At 48.9% G+C, this 25,040-nt stretch carries 24 protein-coding genes; 18 read left to right on the forward strand and 6 right to left on the reverse strand.

Annotated features, from left to right (window positions below; translation table 11 throughout):
- Positions 1 to 409 precede the first annotated feature (409 nt).
- The 4 genes from ACRJJO_RS06070 (at position 410) to ACRJJO_RS06085 (ending at position 2,834) form a co-directional block, all read left to right on the forward strand.
- The gene (locus ACRJJO_RS06070; RefSeq protein WP_431064993.1) at positions 410 to 664 is read left to right on the forward strand and encodes a hypothetical protein; all 255 of its coding nucleotides are present in this window, start codon (positions 410 to 412) and stop codon (positions 662 to 664) included.
- Positions 665 to 811: 147 nt separating this feature from the next.
- Positions 812 to 1,708: a hypothetical protein gene (locus ACRJJO_RS06075; RefSeq protein ID WP_431064994.1), complete on the forward strand. Its 897-nt coding sequence runs from the start codon at positions 812 to 814 to the stop codon at positions 1,706 to 1,708.
- Complete coding sequence (locus ACRJJO_RS06080; protein ID WP_431064995.1) at positions 1,695 to 2,381, forward strand: rhomboid family intramembrane serine protease; 687 nt, start codon at positions 1,695 to 1,697, stop codon at positions 2,379 to 2,381. The genes ACRJJO_RS06075 and ACRJJO_RS06080 overlap by 14 nt, the downstream gene beginning before the upstream one ends.
- A gap of 126 nt (positions 2,382 to 2,507) precedes the next feature.
- Positions 2,508 to 2,834 carry a hypothetical protein gene (locus ACRJJO_RS06085; protein WP_014147960.1) on the forward strand — a complete coding sequence of 109 codons (327 nt, stop codon included), beginning with the start codon at positions 2,508 to 2,510 and terminating at the stop codon, positions 2,832 to 2,834.
- A gap of 146 nt (positions 2,835 to 2,980) precedes the next feature.
- On the opposite strand, the gene uvrA is transcribed toward ACRJJO_RS06085, so the two are convergent.
- A complete protein-coding gene (gene uvrA, locus ACRJJO_RS06090) occupies positions 2,981 to 5,797 on the reverse strand; it encodes an excinuclease ABC subunit UvrA (RefSeq protein WP_431064996.1) in 2,817 nt (938 codons plus the stop codon).
- Positions 5,798 to 5,972: 175 nt separating this feature from the next.
- Here uvrA and ACRJJO_RS06095 point away from each other — a divergent pair, with 175 nt between their 5' ends.
- The 12 genes from ACRJJO_RS06095 to ACRJJO_RS06150 all read left to right on the forward strand — a co-directional run bounded on the left by ACRJJO_RS06095 (position 5,973) and on the right by ACRJJO_RS06150 (position 18,565).
- Complete coding sequence (locus ACRJJO_RS06095; protein ID WP_431064997.1) at positions 5,973 to 6,722, forward strand: DUF2231 domain-containing protein; 750 nt, start codon at positions 5,973 to 5,975, stop codon at positions 6,720 to 6,722.
- Between the two features lie 161 nt (positions 6,723 to 6,883).
- Positions 6,884 to 7,510, forward strand: coding sequence for a phosphoribosylanthranilate isomerase (locus tag ACRJJO_RS06100; protein ID WP_431064998.1), 627 nt, complete (start codon positions 6,884 to 6,886; stop codon positions 7,508 to 7,510).
- A 4-nt stretch (positions 7,511 to 7,514) separates the two neighbouring features.
- Entirely contained in the window at positions 7,515 to 8,717 is a 1,203-nt protein-coding gene (gene trpB / locus ACRJJO_RS06105; protein WP_014147965.1) for a tryptophan synthase subunit beta, read from the forward strand.
- The gene (gene trpA, locus ACRJJO_RS06110; RefSeq protein ID WP_431064999.1) at positions 8,714 to 9,517 is read left to right on the forward strand and encodes a tryptophan synthase subunit alpha; all 804 of its coding nucleotides are present in this window, start codon (positions 8,714 to 8,716) and stop codon (positions 9,515 to 9,517) included. The genes trpB and trpA overlap by 4 nt, the downstream gene beginning before the upstream one ends.
- A 36-nt stretch (positions 9,518 to 9,553) precedes the next feature.
- Positions 9,554 to 10,504, forward strand: a complete 951-nt coding sequence (accD, locus tag ACRJJO_RS06115) for an acetyl-CoA carboxylase, carboxyltransferase subunit beta (RefSeq protein ID WP_431065000.1) — start codon at positions 9,554 to 9,556, stop codon at positions 10,502 to 10,504.
- 168 nt (positions 10,505 to 10,672) lie between these two features.
- Positions 10,673 to 11,944 (forward strand): bifunctional tetrahydrofolate synthase/dihydrofolate synthase, encoded by a 1,272-nt coding sequence (gene folC / locus ACRJJO_RS06120; RefSeq protein ID WP_431065001.1) that lies wholly within the window; start codon positions 10,673 to 10,675, stop codon positions 11,942 to 11,944.
- Positions 11,945 to 12,135: 191 nt separating this feature from the next.
- Positions 12,136 to 13,125 (forward strand): SPOR domain-containing protein, encoded by a 990-nt coding sequence (locus tag ACRJJO_RS06125; RefSeq protein WP_431065002.1) that lies wholly within the window; start codon positions 12,136 to 12,138, stop codon positions 13,123 to 13,125.
- A 20-nt stretch (positions 13,126 to 13,145) separates the two neighbouring features.
- Positions 13,146 to 13,637, forward strand: coding sequence for a CvpA family protein (locus tag ACRJJO_RS06130; RefSeq protein WP_431065003.1), 492 nt, complete (start codon positions 13,146 to 13,148; stop codon positions 13,635 to 13,637).
- Between the two features lie 21 nt (positions 13,638 to 13,658).
- A complete protein-coding gene (purF, locus tag ACRJJO_RS06135) occupies positions 13,659 to 15,167 on the forward strand; it encodes an amidophosphoribosyltransferase (RefSeq protein WP_431065004.1) in 1,509 nt (502 codons plus the stop codon).
- Between the two features lie 58 nt (positions 15,168 to 15,225).
- Entirely contained in the window at positions 15,226 to 16,416 is a 1,191-nt protein-coding gene (locus ACRJJO_RS06140; protein WP_431065005.1) for an O-succinylhomoserine sulfhydrylase, read from the forward strand.
- Positions 16,417 to 17,027: 611 nt separating this feature from the next.
- Positions 17,028 to 17,588: an SRPBCC family protein gene (locus ACRJJO_RS06145; protein WP_431065006.1), complete on the forward strand. Its 561-nt coding sequence runs from the start codon at positions 17,028 to 17,030 to the stop codon at positions 17,586 to 17,588.
- Positions 17,589 to 17,599: 11 nt separating this feature from the next.
- A complete protein-coding gene (locus ACRJJO_RS06150) occupies positions 17,600 to 18,565 on the forward strand; it encodes a beta-propeller fold lactonase family protein (protein WP_431065007.1) in 966 nt (321 codons plus the stop codon).
- A gap of 386 nt (positions 18,566 to 18,951) precedes the next feature.
- Here the strand turns inward: ACRJJO_RS06150 and sufT are convergent, their stop codons facing one another.
- The 5 genes from sufT to ACRJJO_RS06175 all read right to left on the reverse strand — a co-directional run bounded on the left by sufT (position 18,952) and on the right by ACRJJO_RS06175 (position 23,014).
- A complete protein-coding gene (gene sufT, locus ACRJJO_RS06155; RefSeq protein ID WP_431065008.1) occupies positions 18,952 to 19,500 on the reverse strand; it encodes a putative Fe-S cluster assembly protein SufT in 549 nt (182 codons plus the stop codon).
- Position 19,501: 1 nt separating this feature from the next.
- A complete protein-coding gene (locus tag ACRJJO_RS06160; protein WP_431065009.1) occupies positions 19,502 to 20,242 on the reverse strand; it encodes an SDR family NAD(P)-dependent oxidoreductase in 741 nt (246 codons plus the stop codon).
- Positions 20,233 to 20,913: an HAD family hydrolase gene (locus ACRJJO_RS06165; protein WP_431065010.1), complete on the reverse strand. Its 681-nt coding sequence runs from the start codon at positions 20,911 to 20,913 to the stop codon at positions 20,233 to 20,235. The genes ACRJJO_RS06160 and ACRJJO_RS06165 overlap by 10 nt, the downstream gene beginning before the upstream one ends.
- Before the next feature lie 2 nt (positions 20,914 to 20,915).
- Positions 20,916 to 21,623 carry a bifunctional 2-polyprenyl-6-hydroxyphenol methylase/3-demethylubiquinol 3-O-methyltransferase UbiG gene (gene ubiG, locus ACRJJO_RS06170; protein ID WP_431065011.1) on the reverse strand — a complete coding sequence of 236 codons (708 nt, stop codon included), beginning with the start codon at positions 21,621 to 21,623 and terminating at the stop codon, positions 20,916 to 20,918.
- Positions 21,624 to 21,703: 80 nt separating this feature from the next.
- Positions 21,704 to 23,014: a TRZ/ATZ family hydrolase gene (locus tag ACRJJO_RS06175; RefSeq protein ID WP_431065012.1), complete on the reverse strand. Its 1,311-nt coding sequence runs from the start codon at positions 23,012 to 23,014 to the stop codon at positions 21,704 to 21,706.
- A gap of 107 nt (positions 23,015 to 23,121) precedes the next feature.
- Between ACRJJO_RS06175 and mtnA the strand changes: the two genes are divergently transcribed.
- The gene (gene mtnA, locus ACRJJO_RS06180; protein WP_431065013.1) at positions 23,122 to 24,153 is read left to right on the forward strand and encodes an S-methyl-5-thioribose-1-phosphate isomerase; all 1,032 of its coding nucleotides are present in this window, start codon (positions 23,122 to 23,124) and stop codon (positions 24,151 to 24,153) included.
- Positions 24,153 to 24,884 (forward strand): sulfate transporter CysZ, encoded by a 732-nt coding sequence (cysZ, locus tag ACRJJO_RS06185; RefSeq protein WP_431065014.1) that lies wholly within the window; start codon positions 24,153 to 24,155, stop codon positions 24,882 to 24,884. The genes mtnA and cysZ overlap by 1 nt, the downstream gene beginning before the upstream one ends.
- Positions 24,885 to 25,040 lie beyond the last annotated feature (156 nt).

The following is a 25,040-nucleotide window of genomic DNA, read 5'->3' on the forward strand; positions in this document are numbered from 1 at the left end:
GCGCTCTGCTGCCGACATCCTCGTTAGCCACCCCCTATACCTTCATAAAGTTAGCTAATTTTTGAGTATAAAGGGAATATACCCATCGTAGATAAAAATTCGGCGCCGGGGTGTCCGTCAAAGGACGCCGTGAATACGTCCATGTAGGCTCTATGCCAGCTCCATGCTAGCAAAGCCTTTGTCGGACACCCCGGCGCCTCCTCGGGCACTGCCGAAATTTGAAGTGCGAAAGGTATTAATAAACCATTTAGGAAATAGTCAATGATTACTTTCCAATACTCTGAGCGTGGAAGAGGGTGCGATTACTCGCTTGACAGGACGCCGTAAATACGTCCATGTAGGCTTGACGGCGGCGACTGATTGCCAAGGATGGCGTGTATTAGGGCACCAACAGTAGGCGCTTTAGGCGATGCAGGGCAGAAAAATGCTCCTGCATTTTCTGCATTCATTACATCCATGTAATTCAGCAATTGCCGAGGAGCAAAAATTTGCAAACGCCATGGATGGCGTGAATGCAGATTTTGCAGGAGCAAAAATCTGCCCTGCCGCAGACATCTGCCAATCGAGCAACCGTACCCTCCTTTCAACAATTCGCTTAATATTGAAAAAAGCAAGTTATTTAGAGCTATATCCTTTGGTTTCTGCGGACTTTGAGTTCAAATAGGTATCAACTATTAACGCGAACATAGCCATTGATTTTATCTTTTTCAGCATGCTGATATGCTAAGCAGCAAAGTCGCCGGGCACGGAATATAAAATTTAATGCGCCGGTTTTATCTTTAAGATTGGGTTTTAAGGAGGATTGTTATTTATGAGGGCTTTAGCGAATTTTGTTATGCAGGGACCGTATCAGGCCTTGGCCGCTGCTTGCGTGTTGGGTGCTTTATCTCAATTTGTTTTGCCGTTGGCGCTATTTTGTTGCGGCATCATCGCATTATGCGTATTGTCGCGTTCGGATAGCTACTGGTTGATTGTTTTGATCGGAACGGCTTTGGTTGTTTATATTAGTAGTCTTTTTGTCGAAAGCAGACCGGGCCTCGAGACTCCGGTGGTTTTGTTTTTGTTGGTGCCGTTGGCGGCTTCGGCGAAAGTATTGCGTGTTACCCAATCGCAAAGTTTGGCGATAATGGTCGCGGCGGTGTTTGCGGCCCTCTTGGCGGTTTCGATACAGGTCGTATCAGGCGATGCCGCGCAATGGTGGGCTAATTGGTTGGAAGGGGCTGTTGAAGGCGTTAAAGGCGCTACTTATCAAGGTTTCGAGGCCGATGGTACTTTACGGTTGATGAATGGATTGGTGGCGATGATGTTCGGTTTCGCAGTGACTTCATCGTTGTTGATCGGACGTTGGATGCAGGCGGCTTTATACAACCCTGGAGGATTCGCCGAGGAATTTTACCGAGTTAGATATCCCATTTATGCATTGGGCGTTTTGGGTGTAGTGTTGATCGTGACAGCGGTATTAAGCGAAGCCTTGCTTTATGATTTGTTATTGGTTTTTACGATGCCATTTTTCTTCCATGGTATGGCGGTTTTACATTGTACGGTTGACGTTTCCGAGCGCAGCAAAAATTATTTGCTGCCGCCGTATTTGTTATTGTTTGTTATGCCTCAATATGCGATCGTCGGCATGGCTTTTCTCGGCATGGCCGATATTTTTTTAAATTTTAGAAAAGCTGTTTATAAACGGAAAGATCATGATTCCAATTAGAGATACCGCTCCGTGTTATTCAAGGCCGATTGTTTCTTGGAGTTTAATGGTTTTATGTATCGTGATCTTTATCGCGATGGAAATTAGTCCCGATCAATTGAAACACCGTTTGACTTATCTATTCGGTATGGTGCCGTTGCGTTATTCAAGCCCCGCTTGGGCGGCTCATTTCGGCTTGCCCCCCGATTATTATTTATCGTTTTTGACCAGTCTTTTTTTGCATGGAGGCTGGTTTCATTTAGTTACTAACATGTTGTTCATGTGGATTTTTGCCGATAATGTCGAAGACCGGATGGGCAAGGGTCGCTTTTTGGTTTTTTATGTGGTTTGCGGGTTATCGGCTCAGGCTTTGCAGTTTTATTTCGACCCCTATTTAACGATACCGGTCGTTGGCGCATCGGGAGCCATCGCCGGCGTATTGGGGGCTTATTTTTTTCTATATCCGTTTGAGCGCGTCATTGTTTTTATACCGATCTTATTTTTTCCATTGGTTTTTCATGTGCCGGCGATAGCTTTTTTGGGGTTTTGGATCATTCTTCAATTGCAAAAAGCCACGACTTCAGTGATGTTTGATGGCGTGATGGTTGATGTGGCTTGGTGGGCGCATTTAGGCGGTTTTATTGCAGGAGCGATTTTATATCGGTTTTTCCTGCGCAACGAGCCTGAGCAATAAAAAATGAAATTGGATCGCATTTCTGTATAATAAGCGCCTTTTAAAGGCTTGCCCTTTCACGATTAAAGGGCCGAACATGTTGCGGCCTTCGAGGCTTCTTAGTATTGTCGGGAAATTAAAATTACAATGAAAAATATTAACGTCGCATTAGTTAGACTTCTCCAGTTCGTCGTATTCGTTCTGTTTACATTCATGGTATTGATTTATTTCGGAGCGATGGTTTTATTGCCGCTGGATGCCGCCGTATTATTGATCAAGTTGATGACCTTGTTCGGTTTAAACGGATTTATTGCGGCTTTTATTGCGATTCCGATAGTGGCTTATTTAGGTTTGAGAGTCTATCGAATTCCTGGTCTTGTCAAAATGGTCATCGATACCGGAGTCGAATTGGTCAACACCGGCAAAGCTAAAATCGATGCGTTCAACGCGCTAGCCGAATCAGAAAAAGTATAACGCTTTTGCAATGTAAAAAAGGCCGGAAAGAGCGTTCTTTCCGGCCTTTTTTGTTTTCAATCCTTATTTCGTAATATTGATCTAGAAAGACATGAAGATAGCGAATAAGATTGAGCCGCGTTAAAAAATCGAATCAATTCGCCAAATCAGCTAAAAAATCGTTTTAAATAATGCCCGGTATGAGAGGCGTTGTTTTTACTCAGTTGTTTAGGAGTACCTTCGGCGACCAGTGTGCCTCCTCCATCGCCGCCTTCCGGCCCCATATCAATAATCCAATCCGCCGTTTTGATCACGTCCAGGTTATGCTCGATGACAATCACGGTATTGCCGTGATCTCGTAGTGTATGTAATACGCGCAATAATTGTTTGATATCGTGGAAATGCAGGCCGGTTGTGGGCTCGTCGAGAATATAGAGCGTCTTTCCGGTATCGCGTTTCGACAATTCCTTTGCGAGCTTGACGCGCTGCGCCTCGCCGCCGGAAAGCGTGACTGCATTTTGTCCGAGCGTGATGTAATTCAATCCCACTTCGGTCAAAGTATGGAGTTTTTTGGATAACACCGGGACGGCACTGAAAAATTGCGCGGCGTCCTCTACGGTCATGTCCAATACTTCGTTGATTGCTTTGCCTTTGTAGCGAATTTCCAGCGTTTCACGGTTATAACGTTTACCGCCGCAGACGTCGCAATGTACGAAAATATCCGGCAAGAAATGCATTTCGACTTTGATGACTCCATCTCCTTTGCAGGCCTCGCAACGCCCCCCTTTGACGTTGAAGCTGAAGCGCCCCGGCGTGTAACCGCGTGAACGAGCTTCTGGCGTTGCCGCAAATAATTCCCGGATGGGCGTAAAAATTCCGGTATAAGTGGCGGGATTCGAACGGGGTGTTCGGCCGATCGGGCTTTGATTAATATCAATGACTTTATCGAAATATTCAATGCCTTCGATTTCATCGCACGGTGAGGGCAGGGCGCCGGCTCGGTTGATTGCGCGCGCAGCATAGCGGTAGAGCGTATCGTTTATGAGCGTCGACTTCCCTGAGCCGGATACGCCGGTAATGCAGGTAAGTAGGCCGACCGGCAGAGCAATATGGACGTTTTTCAGGTTATTGCCTTGAGCGTTGCGGATCACGATACGCTTTTCCGGGTCGACCGGCGTCGTGCTTTCCGGAATCGAAATCATTTGTTTTCCCGACAAGTACTGGCCGGTCAACGAGTCGGGTGAGTCGATGATGTCTTGCGGCGAACCCTGTGCGACGATTCTACCGCCGTGAATACCGGCGCCGGGGCCGATATCGACGATATGATTGGCCGAGCGAATCGCATCTTCGTCGTGTTCTACGACGATTACGGTATTACCCAGATCCCTGAGCCGGAACAGGGTATTCAACAAGCGATCGTTATCGCGCTGATGCAGGCCGATTGAAGGTTCGTCGAGCACATACATCACGCCGACTAAGCCCGCGCCTATTTGGCTGGCCAGTCGGATACGTTGTGCTTCGCCGCCGGACAACGTATCGGCGCTACGATCTAGGGTCAGATAGTCCAGCCCGACATTGACCAAGAACTCTTGTCGTTCGACGATTTCCTTGATGATTTTTGCAGCCACTTCGCCCTGTTTTCCAGGTAAGTCCAATTCTTCGAAAAACTGTAAAGATTTGCGTATCGGAAAACGGGTAAGTTCGTGCAAGGGGCGTTCGTTGACGAAAACATGGCGGGCGGCCTTGTTTAGGCGCGCTCCGCCGCAGTCGGGACAGGTTTTTTGCGATAGATATTTGGCCAGTTCCTCACGGACCATCGGAGAGTCGGTTTCATGGTAACGGCGATCCATGTTCGCAATGATGCCTTCAAAGCTGTAGCGTTTGGTTTGGCCGGCGCGCGGACCGCCAAGTAATTTGAAATCGATCGCTTCGTTGCCGCTGCCGAACAATAATACTTTTTTGATGTTGTCAGGTAGTTCCTGATAAGGGATTTCCGGATCGAAACCGAAGTGTTCGGCCAGCGAGCAGATGATTTGATAATAATAAGCGTTGCGCCGATCCCAGCCTCGAATCGCCCCGCCGGCTAGGCTGATATTGGGATTATGCACCACCAGTGCCGGATCGAAGTGTTGGCGGACGCCAAGTCCATCGCAAGTTGGGCAAGCGCCTTTCGGATTGTTGAACGAAAAAATGCGCGGTTCCAATTCGCTGATGCTGTATCCGCAGTGGGGGCAGGCGTAGCGTTCGGAAAATAATAAGGTCGTGTTGTCGTCCATGGAAACGGCCAGCGCAATACCGTCTGCGATGCGAAGTGCCGTTTCGAATGACTCGGAAAGGCGCAATGCGATGTCGTCACGAATTTTGAATCGATCGACGATCACTTCGATCGTGTGTTTTTTCTTGGGGTCGAGCACCGGCGTTTCGTCGAGATCGTATACGGTGCCGTCAATACGTGCTCTGATAAAGCCTTGCGCGCGTAAGTCCTCGAACAATTGCAGGTATTCCCCTTTGCGCTGGCTGATGACGGGTGCCAATAACATCCAGCGCCCGCCTTCCGGTTGTTCGAGCACGCTATCTACCATCTGGCTGACGGTTTGTGCGGCTAATGAAACGTTATGGTCAGGGCAACGAGGCGTGCCTGCCCGCGCATACAGCAAACGCAAGTAATCATAGATTTCGGTAATTGTGCCGACTGTCGATCGTGGATTATGCGATGTTGATTTTTGTTCGATCGAAATCGCCGGGGATAGTCCTTCAATATGATCGACATCCGGTTTTTCCATCATCGACAGGAATTGCCGGGCGTAGGCGGATAGCGACTCGACATAACGCCGTTGGCCTTCGGCATAAATCGTGTCGAAAGCCAGTGAGGATTTGCCGGAACCGGAGAGGCCGGTAATGACAATCAATGAATCGCGGGGCAGATCCAGGTCGATGTTTTTTAAATTGTGGGTGCGCGCGCCGCGAATGCTGATGGTGTCCATTGATGAAATGTCGCTTTAGGAAACAGGCCGTTAATATACGGCGAAACCAGGCCGATTTCAAAACTCGCTAGGATGAAGTCTCTTACAAGTCTGCTTTATCGCTTTCTAGCAGTTTGCAATTCCGACGATTTCGAGTACATTGTGTTTATTCGAAACCTAACATAGCGTAATTGATGTGAATCACTTTTTTTCTTTTCAAATTCATGGCGGCGCCGATCATGGCGGCGGGGTAGCTGAGTCAGTCGGGCATTTTTTGGGATTTCTGGAAAGTCTGGCGGCTCAAGAGCCTTCGGACATATTTGCGAGCATATTTCCGGGAATCGCAGAACTGGATAATATTCATCCTTTGCTAGTACATTTTCCAATCGCTTTATTAATCGGTTTTTTTATTCTCGACTTATTAGGGACTTTGATTCGTAACCCGGTTTGGCGCAGTGCCGCTTCGGCGATGCTTTATTTTGGGACGATTGGCGCAGCAGTGACTGTTTATACCGGTTTGCAAGCCGGTGAAACGGTTGCGCACGGCGGTAATGTTCATGACATCATGGAAAGGCATGAGCAAATTGGTATTACGGTGTTGAGTTTGTCGGCGTTGTTATCTGTTTGGCGTCTGTTGGCCGGCAGGTCGCTTAAAGGTGCTGCAAACGGTTTTTTTCTATTGCTGTCGGCGGGTCTGTCTGTGTTGGTCGTTTTGGGCGCCGATTTGGGCGGATTGATGGTCTATCGTTACGGCGTTGCAGTCGAAGGGGCAATCGATCTCCAAGAAGCCAGTGTGCATGAGCACGGGCAACCGCAAGTCAATGAGCATAGACATGATTCGGGTGGTGAGCCCCCTCACTCTGATTCATCTCAGAGCCATCACCCGAGTGATAATCATCTACATCCTGACAATCACGAGCACTCCGAATCAAATCATACTCATTAGTCGTTGTATTAACCACCTTAGATCAAAATTCGGCCCCGCACCCTGAACACGGAGAAATTTCTCAAACTGGGAATTGCTGAGGCCATTTTAGCCTTAGCTTAGAGCTTTTGTTTTATGTTATTCTATTCGGCTAAATTTTTTATTAAATCCCTTATCTCTTTATGCGTACTCGCGTGAAAATTTGCGGCTTTACCCGGGTTAATGACGCAGTCCGTGCGGCGCATCTAGGCGTAGATGCGATCGGGTTGGTTTTTTATCCGTCTAGTCCGAGAAATATTGATATCGATCAAGCTCTTGCGATTGCCGAAGCTTTACCGCCCTTTACCAGTGTTGTCGGTTTGTTCGTCGACGAGCAAGAGGCGCGTATTCGTGAAGTGTTGAGTCGAGTGCCGATCGACTGTTTGCAATTTCACGGCGATGAGGCGCCAGATGCTTGCGAGCTGTACAATAAACCTTATATCAAGGCAATTAGGATGCGACAGGACGTTGATATAGCTGATTTGGCTAAACGGTATTCCGGAGCCGCCGGTTTGTTACTCGATGCCTATCATCCGGGAGTGAAAGGCGGTTCTGGAAACCGTTTCGATTGGGATTTGATTCCGCAATCTTGCCCGAAACCGATTATTTTGGCCGGCGGTTTGGAACCCTGCAATGTCAGGCAGGCAATGGAATCGGTCGGCCCTTATGCATTGGATGTTAGCAGCGGCGTGGAATCGGAAAAAGGTATTAAGGATGCCGGTAAAATGGCGGCATTCGTAAGAATAATTAACGAGGGTAATAGAAGTTAGTAACATGACACAGCATTATAACTTGCCGGACGAGCGCGGACATTTCGGTCCTTATGGCGGAAAATTCGTTGCCGAAACATTAATGGGGCCTATTCAAGAGTTAGAAGAGGCTTATCTGCGCTATATGCAGGATCCTGAATTTTTAACCGAACTGGATGCCGATTTACAGCATTATGTCGGGCGCCCTTCACCGCTTTACCATGCCGAACGCTGGAGTCGGCATTTAGGCGGTGCACAGCTTTATTTGAAACGAGAAGACCTCAATCATACCGGCGCGCATAAAGTTAATAATACGATCGGACAGGCGTTATTGGCTAAGCGCATGGGAAAAACCCGGATCATCGCTGAAACCGGCGCGGGTCAACATGGTGTAGCTACGGCTACGGTTGCTGCCAGATTGGGACTCGAGTGCGTTGTTTATATGGGGGCGGTCGATGTCGCGCGACAGTCCTTGAATGTTTACCGAATGAAACTGCTTGGCGCAAAAGTCGTTGCGGTCGAATCGGGTTCGAAGACTCTGAAAGACGCGTTAAACGAAGCGCTCCGTGATTGGGTTACCAATGTCGATAATACATTCTACATCATTGGAACGGTAGCAGGGCCTCATCCTTATCCTGCGATGGTGCGCGATTTTCAAACCGTGATCGGCCGTGAAGCCAAAGAACAATGTTTGACCATGACCGGGCGGTTGCCCGATGCGCTGGTCGCTTGTGTCGGGGGCGGGTCGAACGCGATCGGTTTGTTTTATCCTTTTATCGACGATGCGTCGGTCAAAATGTACGGCGTCGAAGCGGCCGGAGACGGCGTCGAAACAGGACGTCATTCTGCTCCGCTTTGTGCGGGACGTCCGGGAGTTTTACACGGCAATCGGACTTATTTGATCGAGGATGATGATGGTGAAATCATCGAAACGCATTCAATCTCGGCCGGCTTGGATTATCCCGGCGTCGGACCCGAGCATGCTTGGTTGAAAGACAGCGGGCGCGCCGAATATGTCAACATAACCGATGATGAAGCCTTGAAGGGTTTTCATGATTTAACCGAAATGGAAGGCATTATCCCTGCGCTGGAATCGAGTCATGCGATTGCCTATACGACAAAGCTGGCGCCGACCATGCCCAAAGACAGCATTATTATTATCAATCTTTCCGGTCGTGGCGATAAAGATATCATGACCTTGGCGCAACGCGAGGGAATAGAACTGTGAGCCGTTTAGCCGCAAAATTCGAAGAGCTTTCCAAATCAGGCCGTAAGGCTTTAATTCCATTTTTGACGGCCGGTGATCCGCATCCGAATTTTACCGTGCCGATGATGCATGCGATGGTGGAAGCGGGCGTTGATATTATTGAGCTTGGCGTACCGTTTTCCGATCCGATGGCGGACGGACCGGTCATTCAGAAAGCCAGTGAACGCGCCTTGGCGCATAAAATGAGTTTAAGAAAAGTACTCAATATAGTCGCCGAATTCAGAAGAAAGGATGACCAAACGCCGGTCGTGTTGATGGGGTATTTAAATCCGATCGAGGCAATGGGTTACGAAGATTTTGCCAATGCGGCGCAACGCGTCGAAATCGATGGTGTGCTGACGGTTGATTTGCCGCCTGAGGAGGCCGATTTCTGTGTTTCGCTGCTGAAAGAACGCAGTATCGATCCGGTTTTTTTGTTGGCGCCCAATAGTAATGAAGAACGCATTCGTAAAATGGATGCGGCGGGCAGTGGCTATATTTACTACGTTTCACTCAAAGGTGTGACCGGTGCAGGGCACTTGAACACCGCCGATGTCAAGGAAAGGCTGAAGTTAATCCGTGCGAATACTCAATTGCCGATCGGTATCGGCTTCGGTGTCAAGGATGCCGAAACGGCAAAGACAGTGGCTCATTTAGGTGATGGTGTCGTTGTCGGTAGTGCCTTAATCAGTAAAATCGAAGCGAATTTGGATAATCCGGAGCAGGCTTGTTCCGAAATAGTCGATTTACTTAAAGCCATGCGCGCCGCAATGGATGAATAAGTCGTCGATCACATGAGCGAATTCGGAGTTTAAAATATGAGTTGGTTTGAAAAACTGGTCCCCTCAACAATCAGAACAGACGGGACTAACAAGAAAAAAGGCGCTGTGCCCGAGGGCTTATGGACCAAGTGTCCGAGTTGCAACGCGATTCTCTATAACAACGAATTGGAACGAAATTCCAGTGTGTGCCCTAAATGCAATCATCACATGCGGATATCGGCAAGAGTACGGTTGGAATTATTTCTCGATGAGCAGGATCAAGATGAAATCGGTCAACATATCAAACCGACCGACCCGCTTAGATTCAAGGATTCCAAACGCTATAAAGACCGTATAAGCCAAGCGCAAAAACAGACCAAGGAAAGCGATGCCCTCGTAGTGATTAAGGGTAAGCTAAAAAATAAAGATATCGTAGCCGCTGCGTTCGATTTCAGTTTTATGGGCGGTTCGATGGGGTCGGTGGTCGGTGAGCGTTTCGTGCGAGGCGTGAATCAGAGCCTCGAAATGGGTGCGCCGTTCATTGTTTTTACCGCCAGCGGCGGCGCTCGCATGCAGGAATCGTTGTTTTCATTGTTTCAAATGGCGAAAACCAGCGCGGCCTTGACACGGTTGTCGGAAGCGGGATTGCCGTTTATTTCTTGTATGACCGACCCGACGATGGGCGGTGTTTCCGCAAGTTTGGCGATGCTTGGCGATATTAATGTCGCCGAGCCGAATGCCTTAATCGGTTTTGCAGGACCTCGCGTCATCGAGCAAACCGTTCGAGAAAAATTGCCGGAAGGTTTTCAACGTAGCGAGTTTCTGCAAGAGCACGGCGCTATCGACATGATTATCGATAGGCGTGAAATGCGCGATAAAATTGCTGCAATGCTGGCGATTTTGATGGCTTCGCGGATGGAAACGAAAATAAGCCCGAATGTAGACGAGCCTATTATCTTGGCCGAATCCGAGCCTTTGCCTGCCGTTCAGGATTCAGTACAATTATAAATGGCCGAATGATCCTACTGTTGCGTTTAAGTCATGAGAAACACAACAATAATCGGTCCGCAATAGGGCTTAAGTCTGCAGTTATTGGATGGGACAATCCACGATTTTCTATCTCGTTGACGCTTTCGTGCTTTTTTATGTTTTCGTGGAACCCACAATTTGTCTGAGATGAAGCATTTCGATACGCTCGAGGGCTGGCTTAGGTGGCAGGAAGGATTGCATCCGCAAACGATCGATCTAGGATTGGAGAGAGTACAGAGCGTATTCCGATCATTGCAACCGGATTACAATAAGCCGCCGACGATCACAGTAGCAGGAACCAATGGTAAAGGTTCATGCGTGGCTTTCTTAGAATTTATTTATCGGGCTCAAGGTTATCGAGTCGGAACATATACTTCTCCGCATATTCTAAGTTATAACGAACGTATAAAAATTAACGGCAATCCGGTTAGCGACGATTTGATCTGTTCGGCTTTCGAGCGTATTGAATCGGTTCGTGAGGGTATATCGTTGAGTTACTTTGAATTCGGAACCTTGGCCGCGCTCGATATTTTTTCCAGGGCCAATCTCGATGTGCAGTTGTTGGAGGTAGGTTTGGGCGGGCGTCTTGATGCCGTCAATATTGTGGACCCCGACGTTTCTATTATTTCCAGCATCGGGATCGATCATGCCGATTGGCTCGGCGAAACGCGCGAGCTGATTGGTCGTGAAAAGGCCGGTATTTTTAGAAAGCAGGTTCCTGCGATTATCAGCGATCCTGAATCACCTGACTCGATATACGACTATGCAAACGAAATCGAGGCCCCGGCTTTTTTTATCGGGTGCGATTTCGCTTATCGGAAGCAGCCGAAAGGTTGGATATGGTATACACCCGATCGGCAGATCGAAGAATTGCCGGAACCTAATCTCAAAGGCGAGCATCAATATCGAAATGCGGCTGCTGTGGTAATGGCTGTGACCCAAATGTCTTCACGACTGCCGATTAGTGTGGATTCGATAAGGCAGGGCATCGAATCCGTTGAACTAACCGGACGTTTTCAATTCATTCATGACGAGATACCTGTCCTACTCGATGTCGGGCATAATCCGCAAGCCGTTCAGACCTTGGTCGACTATTTGAGCGATAACTTTTCCGACAAACGCATTCATGCCGTTTTTACGATGATGAAGGATAAGGATATTCCTGGCGTTATCAGTATCATGAAGCCATTGGTTCATCAATGGTATTTTGTGCCGTTAAAAGACAATCCTCGGTGCGCTTCCGAGGCAATGATGCAAGATTATTTTGAACAGTGCAAAATTACGGGTGTTGATTTCGGTTTTTCCGGATTGCAAGACGCATTGGATAGTGCCAAGACTAAAGCCGGAAAAAACGATTTATTACTGGTTTTCGGTTCTTTCTTTTTAGTATCTGAATATTTAGGAATATGCACAAAATAAATTCTACAAATACTTGGTTTTGCGGCGGTTCGGTGATTCGCTTGAGTGTACGCCGTGAATACCTCCATGTCGGCTTGACGGCGGCTATCCCGGGCGCCGATAAATGTCAATCGAGCCGCCGACTCCCCTTTCAACAGTTGTCGAAGTTATTTCATGCTCGTTCCTTAGCTGGTTTAGCTTAGAGGTTATCGATGGATCAGGAATTAAAACAAAGATTGATCGGCGCGGTTGTCATCACCGCGTTGGCCGCTATTTTTGTACCGATGCTGTTTGACGATCCGATTGAGGAGAGCGGTCAATTGGTCAACGAATTAGCCTTGCCTGAGCCGCCAGCGCAAGAATTCGCCATGACTGCCGAGCGTCTTCCGGACAGCAGTCGGCCTCAGTGGGCCGAAGAGTCGGTTGACGAACCCGAGCCTGATGCCGATGAAGTAGAGGGTTTGACTCCTGAAGAGCTCGAATACATTGGGCCTGTCGATGACGGGTCTGAGCTTAAACCTATTGATAAGAAAAAATTGCCGTCCTCTTTGACGGAAACGGATAAGCCGACCGAGATAGTTGAGAATGCTCCGGTTTCCGAAGTCAGGGTTCCGAAAACGGAGTCGGCGGAGACATTGCCGATTGCGGAACTCGTGACGTGGTATATACAGCCGGGCAGTTTTAGTAAGAAAGATAATGCATTCGCATTGCGCGATAAATTGCGTTCTCAAGGTTTTCCCGCTGCGGTCGAGGAGATCGATATCCGAGGCGGAAAATCCTATCGGGTCTTGGTGGGGCCTGAAACCGATAAAAGCAAAGCCCAGGCGCTTAAAACGCGACTAGATGCCGATAATAACCTCAAGAGCCTATTATTGTCGGTCAATAAGCCCAAGGCCATCGAACCGTCAGCGCCTGCTCAAGTAAGTCAATCGGCGCCTCAACAGAGCGGGCCGGCTGCAAACACAGGCATGGTAAAGTGGTATATACAATTAGGAAGTTTCAGTAAACAGGAAAATGCCGATTCACTCCGTGATAAACTGCGCGCAAAAGGTTTTCCTGCTGCTGTTACCGAAGTCGATACTGCGCAAGGTAAGGCGTATCGTCTTCGTGTCGGTCCCGAACTCGATAAAAAACGGGCTGAAACCCAACTAATGCAATTGGATAGCCAACACAGTCTCAAAGGTTTTCTGGTTTCCGAATGAGCTTTATAGGAGATGCGGATATGATTTGGGTCGATTATGCCATTTTGGGGTTGATCTCCATTTCTTTGGTGATCGGTTTATTTAGAGGCTTTATCGAAGAAGCATTCTCGCTGGTATTGTGGGTCGTCGCGGTTTGGCTCGGGTTAACGTTTAGTCGGGAGTTTTCCGCGCTTTTAGAGCCGGTTTTTAGCGTGCCTTCGGCACGTATTGCCGCAGCCTTTGCGGCATTGTTTTTTTCGGTGCTAATCTTCGGTGCATTGATCAATTTAATGTTACGAAAATTGGTCAAGCAAACCGGATTGACCGGGTCGGATCGTTTCGCCGGAATGATTTTCGGTATCGCTCGCGGCTTATTGGTCGTCACGGTTTGCATCATGTTGGCCGGTTTGACGCCGCTTCCGGAGGATGCTTGGTGGAAAGAGTCGACTTTGATTCCGCCTTTTCAATCGCTTGCCGTTTGGTTACGGGATCATATCCCGTCAGACGTGATGAGCTATGTTAATTATCGTTGATTAAAATTCTAGGTTTAAAGCATGTGTGGTATTGCCGGTATTGTTGCTCATAACAACGTTAATCAAGAGCTGTATGATGCGTTGACCGTATTGCAGCATAGGGGGCAGGATGCGAGCGGCATCGTGACCTGTGAAAACGGACGTTTGCATTTACGTAAGGATAACGGCTTGGTTAGGGATGTTTTTACTAATAGTCAAATGCTGAAGCTCAAGGGTAATATGGGTATCGGTCATGTGCGCTATCCGACCGCCGGATGCACGAGCTCGGCCGAAGCGCAGCCTTTTTATGTGAATTCGCCGTTCGGCTTGACGCTGGCGCATAACGGCAATTTAACCAACACCGAAGCGTTGAAGCACGTTTTATTCATCGAAGATCAACGTCATATCAATACCGACTCCGACTCCGAAGTGTTGCTCAATGTGTTTGCGCATGAGTTGCAGCAACTGCGTAAGTTAAAATTGACTGTGGACGATGTGTTTACCGCGGTTTCCAGAGTTCATCAACGTGTTCGCGGCGCTTATGCGGTCGTCGTAATGATAGCTGGCTTCGGTATTTTAGGCTTTCGCGACCCGCATGGTATTCGGCCTATCGTATTCGGCGAAAGAAAAACCGATAAAGGCAGCGAATTTATGATCGCTTCCGAAAGCGTCGCGCTGGATGTCTTGGGCTTTGATCTGATTCGGGATATCGATCCCGGAGAGGCTGTGTTCATCGAGGAATCGGGTGCCTTGCATACCAAGCAATGTTCCGATTTCGTCGATCATTGTCCTTGTATGTTCGAATATGTCTATTTTGCCCGTCCCGATTCGATCATCGATGATATCCAAGTTTATAAGGCCCGCTTGAGAATGGGTGAAAAATTGGCCGAAAAAATTATGCGGATTTGGCCGGATCACGATATCGATGTGGTGATTCCGATTCCCGATACCAGTCGAACCGCGGCATTGCAGTTGGCTAACAAGCTTCGTGTCAAATACCGAGAAGGTTTTATCAAAAACCGTTATATCGGACGGACGTTCATCATGCCGGGGCAACAAAAGCGCAAAAAATCGGTTAAGCAAAAGCTCAATGCAATCGATTTGGAATTCGACGGAAAAAATGTTCTGCTAATCGACGATTCCGTCGTCAGAGGAACGACTTCGGAGCAAATCATACAAATGGCCCGTGAAGCCGGGGCTAAAAAAGTTTATTTTGCATCGGCAGCGCCGCCGGTCAGATATCCTAATGTTTACGGTATCGATATGCCGGTGGTCGAAGAATTAATTGCGCACGGTCGGACAGAAGATGAAGTTTGCGAAGCAATCGGTGCGGATCGTTTAATTTATCAGGATCTTGAAGATTTGATCGAGGCGGTAAGGAAAGGTAATAGGGATATTCAGCATTTCGATACATCGTGCTTCAGCCGCGAATATATTACCGGCGATATCGACGATGCCTATTTGGAGAATGTTCAAGCCTTGCGTAACGATGATGCTCAGGCAAAAAGAAATTCGGAAAATTTTATCATAGAAATGCAGAATTCAGACTGAGCAAAGTTTATGCTTGAAACATATAAAAAAACGTCTCGCCGGTTAGAATAGGAGCAACATGAAAGATACCGATTGGAACGATTATTCGCTCGAAACTCAGGCCATTAGAGCGGGGCATCGGCGCACGGGCGAAGCAGAACATAGCATTCCGATATTCATCACGTCCAGTTATGTGTTTGACAGCGCGGAAGAAGCCTCATTGAAGTTTACCGGCCAAATTCCCGGTAATATCTACTCCCGCTTTACCAATCCGACTGTCAATACATTTCAAGAAAGATTGGCCAGGATGGAAAACGGTGAGCGGTGTTTGGCTTTTGCGTCGGGCATGGCCGCGATCATGGCGGTAGGCATGGGTTTGCTGAAATCGGGCGATCATGTGGTGGTTTCGCGGGGTGTATTCGGCAATACTGTGTTGATGTTTCAAAATTATTTTGCCAAGTTCGGGGTAGAGAGTGATTTTGTCGCCTTAACCGATTTGGCCGCTTGGGAAGCGGCGATCAAACCGAATACCCGTTTTTTGTTTTTGGAGACGCCGTCTAATCCGTTGACTGAAATCGCCGATATTCAAGCGCTTGCCGACTTGGCGCATCGGCATGATTGCTTGCTCATTGTCGACAATTGTTTCTGTACGCCGGCACTGCAAAAACCGCTCGAATTGGGTGCCGATATTATCGTCCATTCGGCGACCAAATATATCGACGGCCACGGTCGCTGTGTCGGCGGCGCTGTTGTCGCTTCCGATGAAATCATAGAAAAGGCCATCTATCCTTATTTGCGCACAGGCGGCGCTTCGATGAGTCCTTTTAATGCCTGGGCTTTTCTGTCGGGGCTCGAAACGCTAGCGCTGCGCATGGAAAAACATTGCGCCAATGCTTTGGATTTAGCCCGTTGGTTGGAAAGGCAACCGGGAGTTGAAAGGGTTCATTATCCAGGGCTGGCATCGCATCCGCAACATGAGTTGGCAAAGCGTCAGCAAACCGGATTCGGCGGCATCGTGAGTTTTGAATTGAAGGGCGGCAAAGAGCCGGCCTGGAATTTAATCGATTCGACGCGCATGATATCGATTACGGCAAATCTCGGCGATGTCAAAAGCACTATCACTCATCCTGCGACCACCACACACGGGCGCCTGACGCCGGAGGCGCGGGACGCTGCGGGAATCAAGGATGGTTTGGTGCGTATTTCGGTCGGTCTCGAAAACATCGAGGACATCAAAAAAGATTTGTCGGCAGTGAATGCTTTTGTTTAGGATTTCGTAACAAATCATTTTTCGGAGTTATGGCTTTGTAGCGGGTCACTGCTGCCCCCACAATATAGAAATTATTTATCCTTAATTCGGCATTCGCTCCAAGAAATACACTAACGTTCATGAAGGCCTAACCATCGCCCCGGCAAATGAAAGTTCTCTTGGTGGCGGAGGGTGCGGTCACTCGCCCGACAGGACGCCGTGAATACGTCCATGTAGGCTCGACGGCGGCTCCCTGACGCCGACGCCTGTCGATCGAGCAACCGCACCCTCTCTGGAACCGGTATTGCCAGCACAGAGTTTTGTATATCGAAAAATTAGATAAAGTGTCCAAATCTACGAACTTTCACAGTAAAGTATTCATGCGGTTCCATAAATCTTTTTAAGCCCTCATTGGGTGAGCGGCTTGGAACGTATAGTTAATTGAATATTTTCGTGGTTTTCGTGGACAGAATATACTTTTTATAAGTTTATGAACAAATCCTTGGCGCATGAATTCAGGAAAAATTCAGGTGCTTTTTTGCAGAATTAACCCACGACTCGTTTTTAGCGATCGGTGTTTTGGCATATAATAGCCGACTATCTTTTCACTTTTCCGCAATAGGAAGTCAATAATGAAAAAATTCACGCTCTTAGTTTCAGCTTTGTTTTTGTTTGCAGCCGGTGCCCATGCTCATGGTCCGGTGCGTCAGAAAGTAAAGCAGGATATCACCATTAATGCATCGGCTGATAAAGTCTGGGCGTTGATTAAAAATTTCGACGATATGTCATGGTTGCCGGCAGTGGCCAGCACAACCGGTGAGGGCGGCAACAAAAAAGGCGCAACCCGTGTTTTAACGCTAAAAGACGGGGGCACGATTAAAGAAGAATTGAAAAAACATGACGATAAAAAGATGAGTTATGCTTATAAAATCAAAGATATGAGTGCTGCAAAAACCATAACGCATTCCGGCCAAGACGAAGAGGTGCCGGTATTGCCGGTCAGTAACTATGCTGCCAGCATCGACGTCAAGGCCAAAGGCGATAAAACGCAGGTCATCTGGAAAGCCGGTTACTACCGCGCATACATGAACAACAACCCGCCGGCTGAAATGAACGAAGAAGCGGCCAACACTGCCGTTAACGCTATTTTTAAAGAAGGTTTGGAAAACCTGAAAGCCTTAGCCGAAAAATAAGGTTGTTTGCAGTGTTTTTAACGCATGTCAAAAACGCGGCGGCTTTGGCCGCCGCGTTTTTTTTATCCCTGCCATTGGCCGCCGCCGCGCCACGCGCCTATATCACCAATCAACTCGGCGATAGCGTATCGGTTATTGACACTGCGTCGAATACGGTTATCGAAACGATCGCGGTACCCGGCAAACCGGCAGGGATCGCAGTTGCGCCGGACGGTAGCCGTGTCTATGTCACGACGCCGGAATCGGGCGAACTAGCCGTGATCGATACTGCCAACAACAAGCTGATCGCTCAGGTTCCGGTCAGTGCGGGCGCATTGGGCATCACGACGGACCGGACCGGCAAGACGATCTACATCGCCGACTGGTACAAAAACATCGTATCGGTAGTCGATGCCGAAAGCCTGCAAGTTAAGAAAACGATTCCGGTTGGACAATCGCCGTCCGGTCTTGCGGTAAGCCCCGACAACCGATGGCTCTATGTCGCGAACCGGCTCGATAATTCGGTGTCTCAGATAGACCTGGAAACGCTGCGAATCCGCAACACGACCAAGGTCGGCGAACATCCGTTCGGTTTAACGATCGATAGCCGAGGCGAGAAGATCTATGTCGCGAACGTCGAGAGTGACGATGTGACGGTCTTGAGTCGCGATCATCTGAAAAGAATCGGCACTGTCAAGGTCAAGATGCTGCCTTATGCCGCTTCGCTGACGCAAAACGATAGCTTGTTGTTCGTGACCAATCAGGACGACGGCACCGTATCGGTGATCGATACTGAAACGTTACAAGAAAAGGCCGTAATCAGTGTTGGCGATAAACCCGAAGGTATAGACACGCTGCCAGGAGGTCGCTTCGTCTATGTCGCGAATTGGTTCGATGACAATGTATCGGTCATTGATGCGCTGAGTCTTGAAGTGATCGATACGATCGAAACAGGCGAGGGCAGCCGGGCCTTCGGTCAGTTTATCGTCGGCGAATGACTTAAAGTGCCTCGCGCAGCGCCTCTGCGCGAGAATCGTGAAAAATAATTTCCTGGGGCTATGAGTATTGTAGCGGGTTCGGTAACTCGCTTGACAGGACGCCATGAATACGTCCGTGTAGGCTTGACGGCGGCTTTCCCTGCCGCCGACACCTGTCAATCGAGCAACCGAACCTGCTTACCGTGCATTAAAAATAGGGAAGTTATTTATACCGAATTCTAAGAATAAAAGGCATGGGATGAGTCTATCGAGGTCCGTCGTTCATCCAGCACCTAAATTTCATAGGTCTTTGGCAATGATTCAAAACCATAGCTTATTTAGGTGCTGGGCCTTTGACGGACATCCCGGTGCCGAATCTTGATCTGCGATGGGTATAATAATTCCGCTCAAAACAAGCCGAGTTGCACCTGGGCGACTTCCGACATCATGTGTCTCGACCAGGGCGGGTCCAGCACTACTTCAACATTAACGCTATCGACGCCGGGTAGCGCACGTATCGCTTTTTCGACATCACTTTGGATGACGGGGCCCATGCCGCAACCGGGTGCGGTCAACGTCATTTGAATGTCGACCCTGTTTTTGCCTTCCCCGGTAGGTGTGACCACGCAGTTATAAACCAGTCCCAAATCGACGATGTTGACGGGGATCTCCGGGTCATAGACCGTTTTCATGACCTCCCAACAGTTTTTTTCGACTGCGTCAGGATCCGTGTCGCGGACTAAGGTGTGGAGCTCGTGAGGCTCTTTGCCCAAGGCGTCGGCATCGGCGCTGTTGATGCGTACCATGTGTCCGTAATCGGTGACAACCGTGTAGTTGTTACCGAGCGATTGATGGATCGTGACGACGGTGCCTTTACTTAAGGTGCCGTTATTGCCGTCGGGAATCGTGACGATATTGACATCCCGCGTTAAAACGATGCTTTCTCTTTCAGCCATGCTAATTCGTTGGTTGTTGCTTAAAGGTTTGCGCGTCGATGATGCGACCGGTTAGACCGATACTGTCGGCGCTGAAAAGATAGGTATAAATCTCATTTAATGAGGACATTGCCGGTAGCAGGCTTTTATCCTCAGCCGGGTATGCTTTTTTTCGAAATGGCGAATCGATAGGTCCCGGAATCAAGGTATTAACCCTGATTTTTCCTTCCGACTCCAGCTCTTCCGCCACTATCTTAGCCAAGCCTTCCAGCGCGATTTTCGATACGCCGTAAGACGCCGAATAGGCTTGGCCGGTTCTCGCCTTGGAATCCGACGTGAATACGATAGAAGCGAAATCGCTTTTTTGCATGACCGGTAACAAGACTTTACATAATATAAAGGGCGCATTCAGATTAACATTCAACGAATGCCCCCAGTCCTTGGTTTTATGCAAGACTAAAGGCTCGAATGCACTGAATTCGACAGCCGAATGCAGCAAGCCGTCCAGCGAGCCGTATTTTGCTTCGATCCGTTCGGCGAGTTCCTGGTAATCGTTTTCGTTTGCGCCGGCCAAATCAAAAGGGTACATGATCGGTTCAGGTGCGCCGGCCGCGACAATCTTGTCGTAAACCGCTTCGAGTTTAGCGATGATTTTGTCCAGTAAAATAACCTGTGCGCCTTGTTTAGCGAGAGCCAAAGCAGCCGTACCGCCAAGACCGCCGCCCGCGCCGGTAATCAGAATAACCTTTCCTGTTAATTGCATAATGTTGACCTTATCCATGAATCGATTTGGCGGGGATGATCGATCAGGGCATCGGCGCCCCAGTTCTCGGGAACATCGTCCGGTTTAAGATAGCCGTATAAGGCCGCCAGGGTTTTCATGCCGACATTTCTTCCGGCTTCGATGTCGTGGCTCGCGTCGCCGATATAAACGCATTCGTGTGGCGTTACTTCGGCCAGTCGACAGCCTTCTAGCATCGGTTCGGGATGCGGCTTGCTGTTGCCGGTGCTATCGCCGCTAATGATACAGGCTGCTCGTCGCGTCAGATCGAGCGCTTGCATCAACGGATCGGTGTAGCGTTTAAGTTTATTGGTCACGACCCCCCATTTAAGACCTTGTGATTCAATGGTTTCGAGTAGTTGAGGCATGCCGTCGAAAAAAACCGTGAATTCGGCGATATTGTGTTGATATCGGTCGAGCATTGTTTTTAGAATCGCCTGCCGAATGTCATCACTGACGGTATCGCTAATGCTGGCTTTAACCATCGCCGCAGCGCCATATGAGATATAGGGCTTAACCGATTCTTTTGGGGCATTCGCAAAGCCGTGTTCAAGCAAAGCATGATTCAAGCAGGCAATTAGGTCTGGTGCGGTATCGACGAGTGTTCCGTCGAGATCGAATAGCACGCAAGAAAGTTTAAAATCGCAGACCATAGTCAGTTTTTTCGTTTGAAAGCGGCAAGATAATTAACGTCGATGTCCTTGCCGAGACTGAAGCGTTTGGTCAGAGGATTGTATTCAATACCGGCCATGCTTTGTAGTTCAAGCCCGGTTTCGCGTGCCCAGCGGCTCAACTCAGAAGGTTTAATAAAGGTTTTGAAATCGTGTGTTCCTTTAGGCAGCATTCTCAATACATACTCCGCTGCAACGATGGCCAATAAATAGGCTTTCGGCTTACGGTTCAGCGTCGAGAAAAATACCGTGCCGCCGGGCTTAACCAGTTTCGCACAGGCTCTGACGATAGATGCCGGGTCGGGAACGTGCTCGAGCATTTCCATGCAAGTTACATGGTCGAAACCTTCGGGTTGTTCATCGGCCAAGGCTTCGGCGCTAATTTTGCGGTAATGCGCGTTGACGCCCGACTCCAGTCCGTGCAGATCGGCGATATCGATCAATTCCTCGCTCAAGTCGATGCCGAGCACATCGGCGCCGTTTTTAGCCAGTCCTTCGGAAAGTATTCCGCCGCCGCAACCGACATCCACGATACGTTTGCCGTTAATCTCCGCATGCTCTTGAATGAAACGGATTCGTAGCGGGTTGATATCGTGTAAAGTTTTGAACTCGCCGGTAGTATCCCACCAGCGTTCCGCGAGCGAGCCGAATTTATTGATTTCGTGAAGATGTACGTTGTCTGTAACTGTCATGATAGTGAACCGTTTAGGTTGAATAATTGTATACTATATTACTGGGTTATTGCTAGCGGCGGATTAGAGGTCAGTATTAGTTATTGAAATAAACGCTGCCGCCATGCGTCGATTTTGACCCTTAATTCGGCAAGATCAAGTGTTGTCAGGCGCCGTTGTTTCAATAAGCGTTTGCCGTTTACCCAAACGTCGGTAACGTTTTGTCGGCTTGCCGCGTAAACGATTTGTGAGACCGGACAATATAAAGGTTGGGTTTCGATGCCGCTCAAATCGATCGCCGCGATATCGGCCGATTTTCCGATAGCCAACGATCCGATTTCGTCGTCGAGGCCCAAGGCTTTGGCGCCGTTGATCGTTGCCATTTTAAGCGCGGTCATGGCCGGTATCGCTGATGCGTCGTTCGCGACGGCTTTCCCTAGCAGCGCGGCGCTCCGCATTTCGCCGAGCATATCCAAGTCGTTATTGCTGGCGGCCCCGTCTGTACCCAGCGCGACATTGATTCCTGCATCGAGGCATTTCGCGACCGGGCAAAAGCCGCTAGCTAGTTTCAAATTGGATTCCGGGCAATGAACGATATGCGCTCCTGACTGGGCAAACAGCTCGATTTCACTGTCAGTTAATTGCGTCATATGCACGGCGATAAACGAGGGATTGATCAGGCCAAGATCGTTCAATCTTTCGATTGGACGTTTACCGTTTTTTTCATAGGCCTCATCGACTTCGTGCCGGGTTTCGTGAACATGCATGTGTACCGGCACATCGAGTTCGTCTGCGAAAGTTCTGACTTTCTGTAAAGGTTCATCCGAGACCGTGTAAGGCGCATGCGGCGCAAACGGTGTTTTGATCAATGGCTCGTGGCGGAGACGGTCGTGCAGTTCCAGGCCTTTTTCGATATAACGGTCGGCATTCTCGGCCCAGGCGGACGGAAAGTCGATTAGAATCATGCCGATGCCGGCGCGTATGCCGTGATGTATCGCCTGCTGCGCGGTGATTTCCGGGAAAAAATACATATCGTTAAAACAGGTCGTGCCGCCGCGTATCATTTCGGCGATCGCAAGATCAGTGCCGTCCCGGACGAAAGCCTCGCCGACCCACTGGTGTTCGAGCGGCCAGATATGATTTTGCAGCCAGTCCATTAAATGTAAATCGTCGGCAATGCCGCGCAATAGGGTCATCGCGGCATGAGTGTGGCAGTTGATCAGACCGGGAATAAGGGCGTGTCGGTCGAGATTCTCCACCGAATCGGGCCGGTATTTTTGCGAGGCTTCCGTTGTCGGCAATAGGTCGACGATACGACCTTTGTCGATAATCAACGTATGATGCTCGTAGGTTACGGATGCCGGCTCAACGGGTATAATCCAGCGGGCATTGATAGCAATATCGACTTTCATGAACGGTTTCCAAATTAAATTAATAGCCTGCGTGCAATGTGTGCCGACAGCATGCATCGCAAGATAAAACCGAATTATAACTTTTTTTCCGACCTATTCGATAAACAATGACTGAACCCAAACAATTAGCGGTACAAGCCCTGCAATGGACAGGCGATTCGTTAAAAGTCCTGGATCAAAGGCTGCTTCCTAAAACAATCGTTTATGAAGACTACCGAGATGCGCTGGGAGTCGCTGAAGCGATCAAAACGATGTGTGTGCGCGGAGCGCCCGCTATTGGTATTGCGGCGGCTTACGGTGTGGCGTTATCGGTGAAGCAGCATTATCACGATCGTTCTGTAAATTGGTCTGATAAAGTGTTTACTGATATCGAAAGGCTGGCGGCATCGCGCCCGACCGCGGTCAATTTATTTTGGGCCTTGGACCGGATGAAAGCGCTTTTAAATTCCCACCCGGAAGATCCGGTGGCGGCAACACAAGCCTTGGCCCTAGAAATCCATCAGGCCGATATTGCCGCGAATCATCGAATCGGCGAGTTAGGCGCCGACATTATCGGTGGAACTAAAGGCGTTTTGACGCATTGTAATGCCGGCGCCTTGGCGACAGGCGGTTATGGTACCGCGCTCGGCGTGATTCGGAGCGCCTGCCGGCGAGGCTTAAATAAGGTTTTTGCAGGAGAAACTCGCCCTTGGTTACAAGGTGCCCGACTAACCGTTTGGGAATTGGCTCAAGATGGCATTGCAGCGACTTTGATAGCCGATTCGGCGGCCGCCTGGTTAATGAAGTCGGGCGCGGTCGATTGGATTGTCGTCGGTGCCGATCGAATCGCCGCAAATGGGGATACCGCAAACAAGATCGGCACCTATTCGCTGGCGGTGTTGGCAAAACAACATGGCATAAAGTTAATGGTAGCTGCTCCATTTTCGACGATCGATTGGAATCTTGCCGATGGTAGCGGTATTGAAATCGAACAGCGTGCATCGAATGAGTTGTTACCGGATAGTTATAATCAGGAATCCTTGGTCAGCGCTTGGAACCCGGTGTTTGATGTGACGCCGGCCGAATTGATTGCGGCGATCGTGACCGAACGCGGCGTGGTATTGAATCCATCGGAAAATGGTATGGGGGGACTGAAATAATGAAGTTTTCAAAAAAAGGCAATAATCCGGCGTGGGCGGTGAGTTGTTTCTTTCGTGGCCTGCGTTGGGCGCTTAAGCCGGAGTTGCGAAAATTTATCGTGATTCCGGTTTTGATCAATCTCGTCCTTTATAGCGCGGTGTTGGTACTCGGTTATTATTATGTGGCCGACCTTATAGCATATTTTATCCCGGACTGGTTGTCATGGTTAAGCTGGGTTTTGTGGCCGCTGTTTTTTCTTAGTTTTTTTATCGCCGGTTTTTTCACGTTTACTATTGTGGCGAATGTGATTGCGGCGCCCTTTTACGGCACATTGTCGGCAAAATCGGCGGAACTCTTTACGGGCCGAAAGCTTGAGATTGGCGAGCACTCCATCAACAAAATCATCCTGGCCGAATTCAAGCGCTTCGGTTATTTGGGTAGCAGGGCATTGCCGTTATTAATTGTATCGATCATTCCCGGCATCAATATCGCGGCGCCTTTTTTATGGGGTTTGTTTGGGGCTTGGGGTGCGGCATTGGAATACATGGCTTATCCATTGGAGAATGCCGGTTTGTTATTTTCTGAGCAACGTAAAATACTCAAAAGCATTCGTCTAGGTTCGATGAGCTTCGGTGGCGTCACGATGTTAGGTTTAACCTTGCCGATAATAAATATCATCGTCGCGCCGGCCGCAGTGATTGGGGCGACTATTTATGTGTTGCAGGCTGGGGAGGGCGAGACTCCGCAATGAAGCAAGGGTTAGTGCTAGGGATAGCGCAATGTTTTGGTATTGCGAGACAGAACTTTAAAAGTGCAAGCTATTTTTTACAGCGTGTTAAATCGTAGCTTTCCTTATTTTCGGCAATATCGATCGTCCCCGGAAAGTACTTGCCGAGGTTTCTTCTTC

It is taken from the genome of Methylotuvimicrobium sp., assembly GCF_050611805.1.
In the GTDB taxonomy this organism is placed as follows: Bacteria; Pseudomonadota; Gammaproteobacteria; order Methylococcales; family Methylomonadaceae; genus Methylotuvimicrobium.

Bases quoted from the DNA above. Each gene is read 5' to 3' on its own strand.
- purF (WP_431065004.1), top strand. From the start codon at position 13,659: ATGTGTGGTATTGCCGGTATTGTTGCTCATAACAACGTTAATCAAGAG.
- ACRJJO_RS06080 (WP_431064995.1), top strand. From the start codon at position 1,695: ATGATTCCAATTAGAGATACCGCTCCGTGTTATTCAAGGCCGATTGTT.
- trpB (WP_014147965.1), top strand. From the start codon at position 7,515: ATGACACAGCATTATAACTTGCCGGACGAGCGCGGACATTTCGGTCCT.
- ACRJJO_RS06165 (WP_431065010.1), bottom strand. From the start codon at position 20,913: ATGGTCTGCGATTTTAAACTTTCTTGCGTGCTATTCGATCTCGACGGA.
- cysZ (WP_431065014.1), top strand. From the start codon at position 24,153: ATGAAGTTTTCAAAAAAAGGCAATAATCCGGCGTGGGCGGTGAGTTGT.
- sufT (WP_431065008.1), bottom strand. From the start codon at position 19,500: ATGGCTGAAAGAGAAAGCATCGTTTTAACGCGGGATGTCAATATCGTC.
- ACRJJO_RS06085 (WP_014147960.1), top strand. From the start codon at position 2,508: ATGAAAAATATTAACGTCGCATTAGTTAGACTTCTCCAGTTCGTCGTA.
- ACRJJO_RS06175 (WP_431065012.1), bottom strand. From the start codon at position 23,014: ATGAAAGTCGATATTGCTATCAATGCCCGCTGGATTATACCCGTTGAG.
- accD (WP_431065000.1), top strand. From the start codon at position 9,554: ATGAGTTGGTTTGAAAAACTGGTCCCCTCAACAATCAGAACAGACGGG.
- folC (WP_431065001.1), top strand. From the start codon at position 10,673: ATGAAGCATTTCGATACGCTCGAGGGCTGGCTTAGGTGGCAGGAAGGA.
- ACRJJO_RS06070 (WP_431064993.1), top strand. From the start codon at position 410: ATGCAGGGCAGAAAAATGCTCCTGCATTTTCTGCATTCATTACATCCA.
- mtnA (WP_431065013.1), top strand. From the start codon at position 23,122: ATGACTGAACCCAAACAATTAGCGGTACAAGCCCTGCAATGGACAGGC.
- ACRJJO_RS06100 (WP_431064998.1), top strand. From the start codon at position 6,884: ATGCGTACTCGCGTGAAAATTTGCGGCTTTACCCGGGTTAATGACGCA.
- ACRJJO_RS06160 (WP_431065009.1), bottom strand. From the start codon at position 20,242: ATGCAATTAACAGGAAAGGTTATTCTGATTACCGGCGCGGGCGGCGGT.
- ACRJJO_RS06075 (WP_431064994.1), top strand. From the start codon at position 812: ATGAGGGCTTTAGCGAATTTTGTTATGCAGGGACCGTATCAGGCCTTG.
- ubiG (WP_431065011.1), bottom strand. From the start codon at position 21,623: ATGACAGTTACAGACAACGTACATCTTCACGAAATCAATAAATTCGGC.
- ACRJJO_RS06140 (WP_431065005.1), top strand. From the start codon at position 15,226: ATGAAAGATACCGATTGGAACGATTATTCGCTCGAAACTCAGGCCATT.
- ACRJJO_RS06145 (WP_431065006.1), top strand. From the start codon at position 17,028: ATGAAAAAATTCACGCTCTTAGTTTCAGCTTTGTTTTTGTTTGCAGCC.
- uvrA (WP_431064996.1), bottom strand. From the start codon at position 5,797: ATGGACACCATCAGCATTCGCGGCGCGCGCACCCACAATTTAAAAAAC.
- ACRJJO_RS06130 (WP_431065003.1), top strand. From the start codon at position 13,146: ATGATTTGGGTCGATTATGCCATTTTGGGGTTGATCTCCATTTCTTTG.
- ACRJJO_RS06125 (WP_431065002.1), top strand. From the start codon at position 12,136: ATGGATCAGGAATTAAAACAAAGATTGATCGGCGCGGTTGTCATCACC.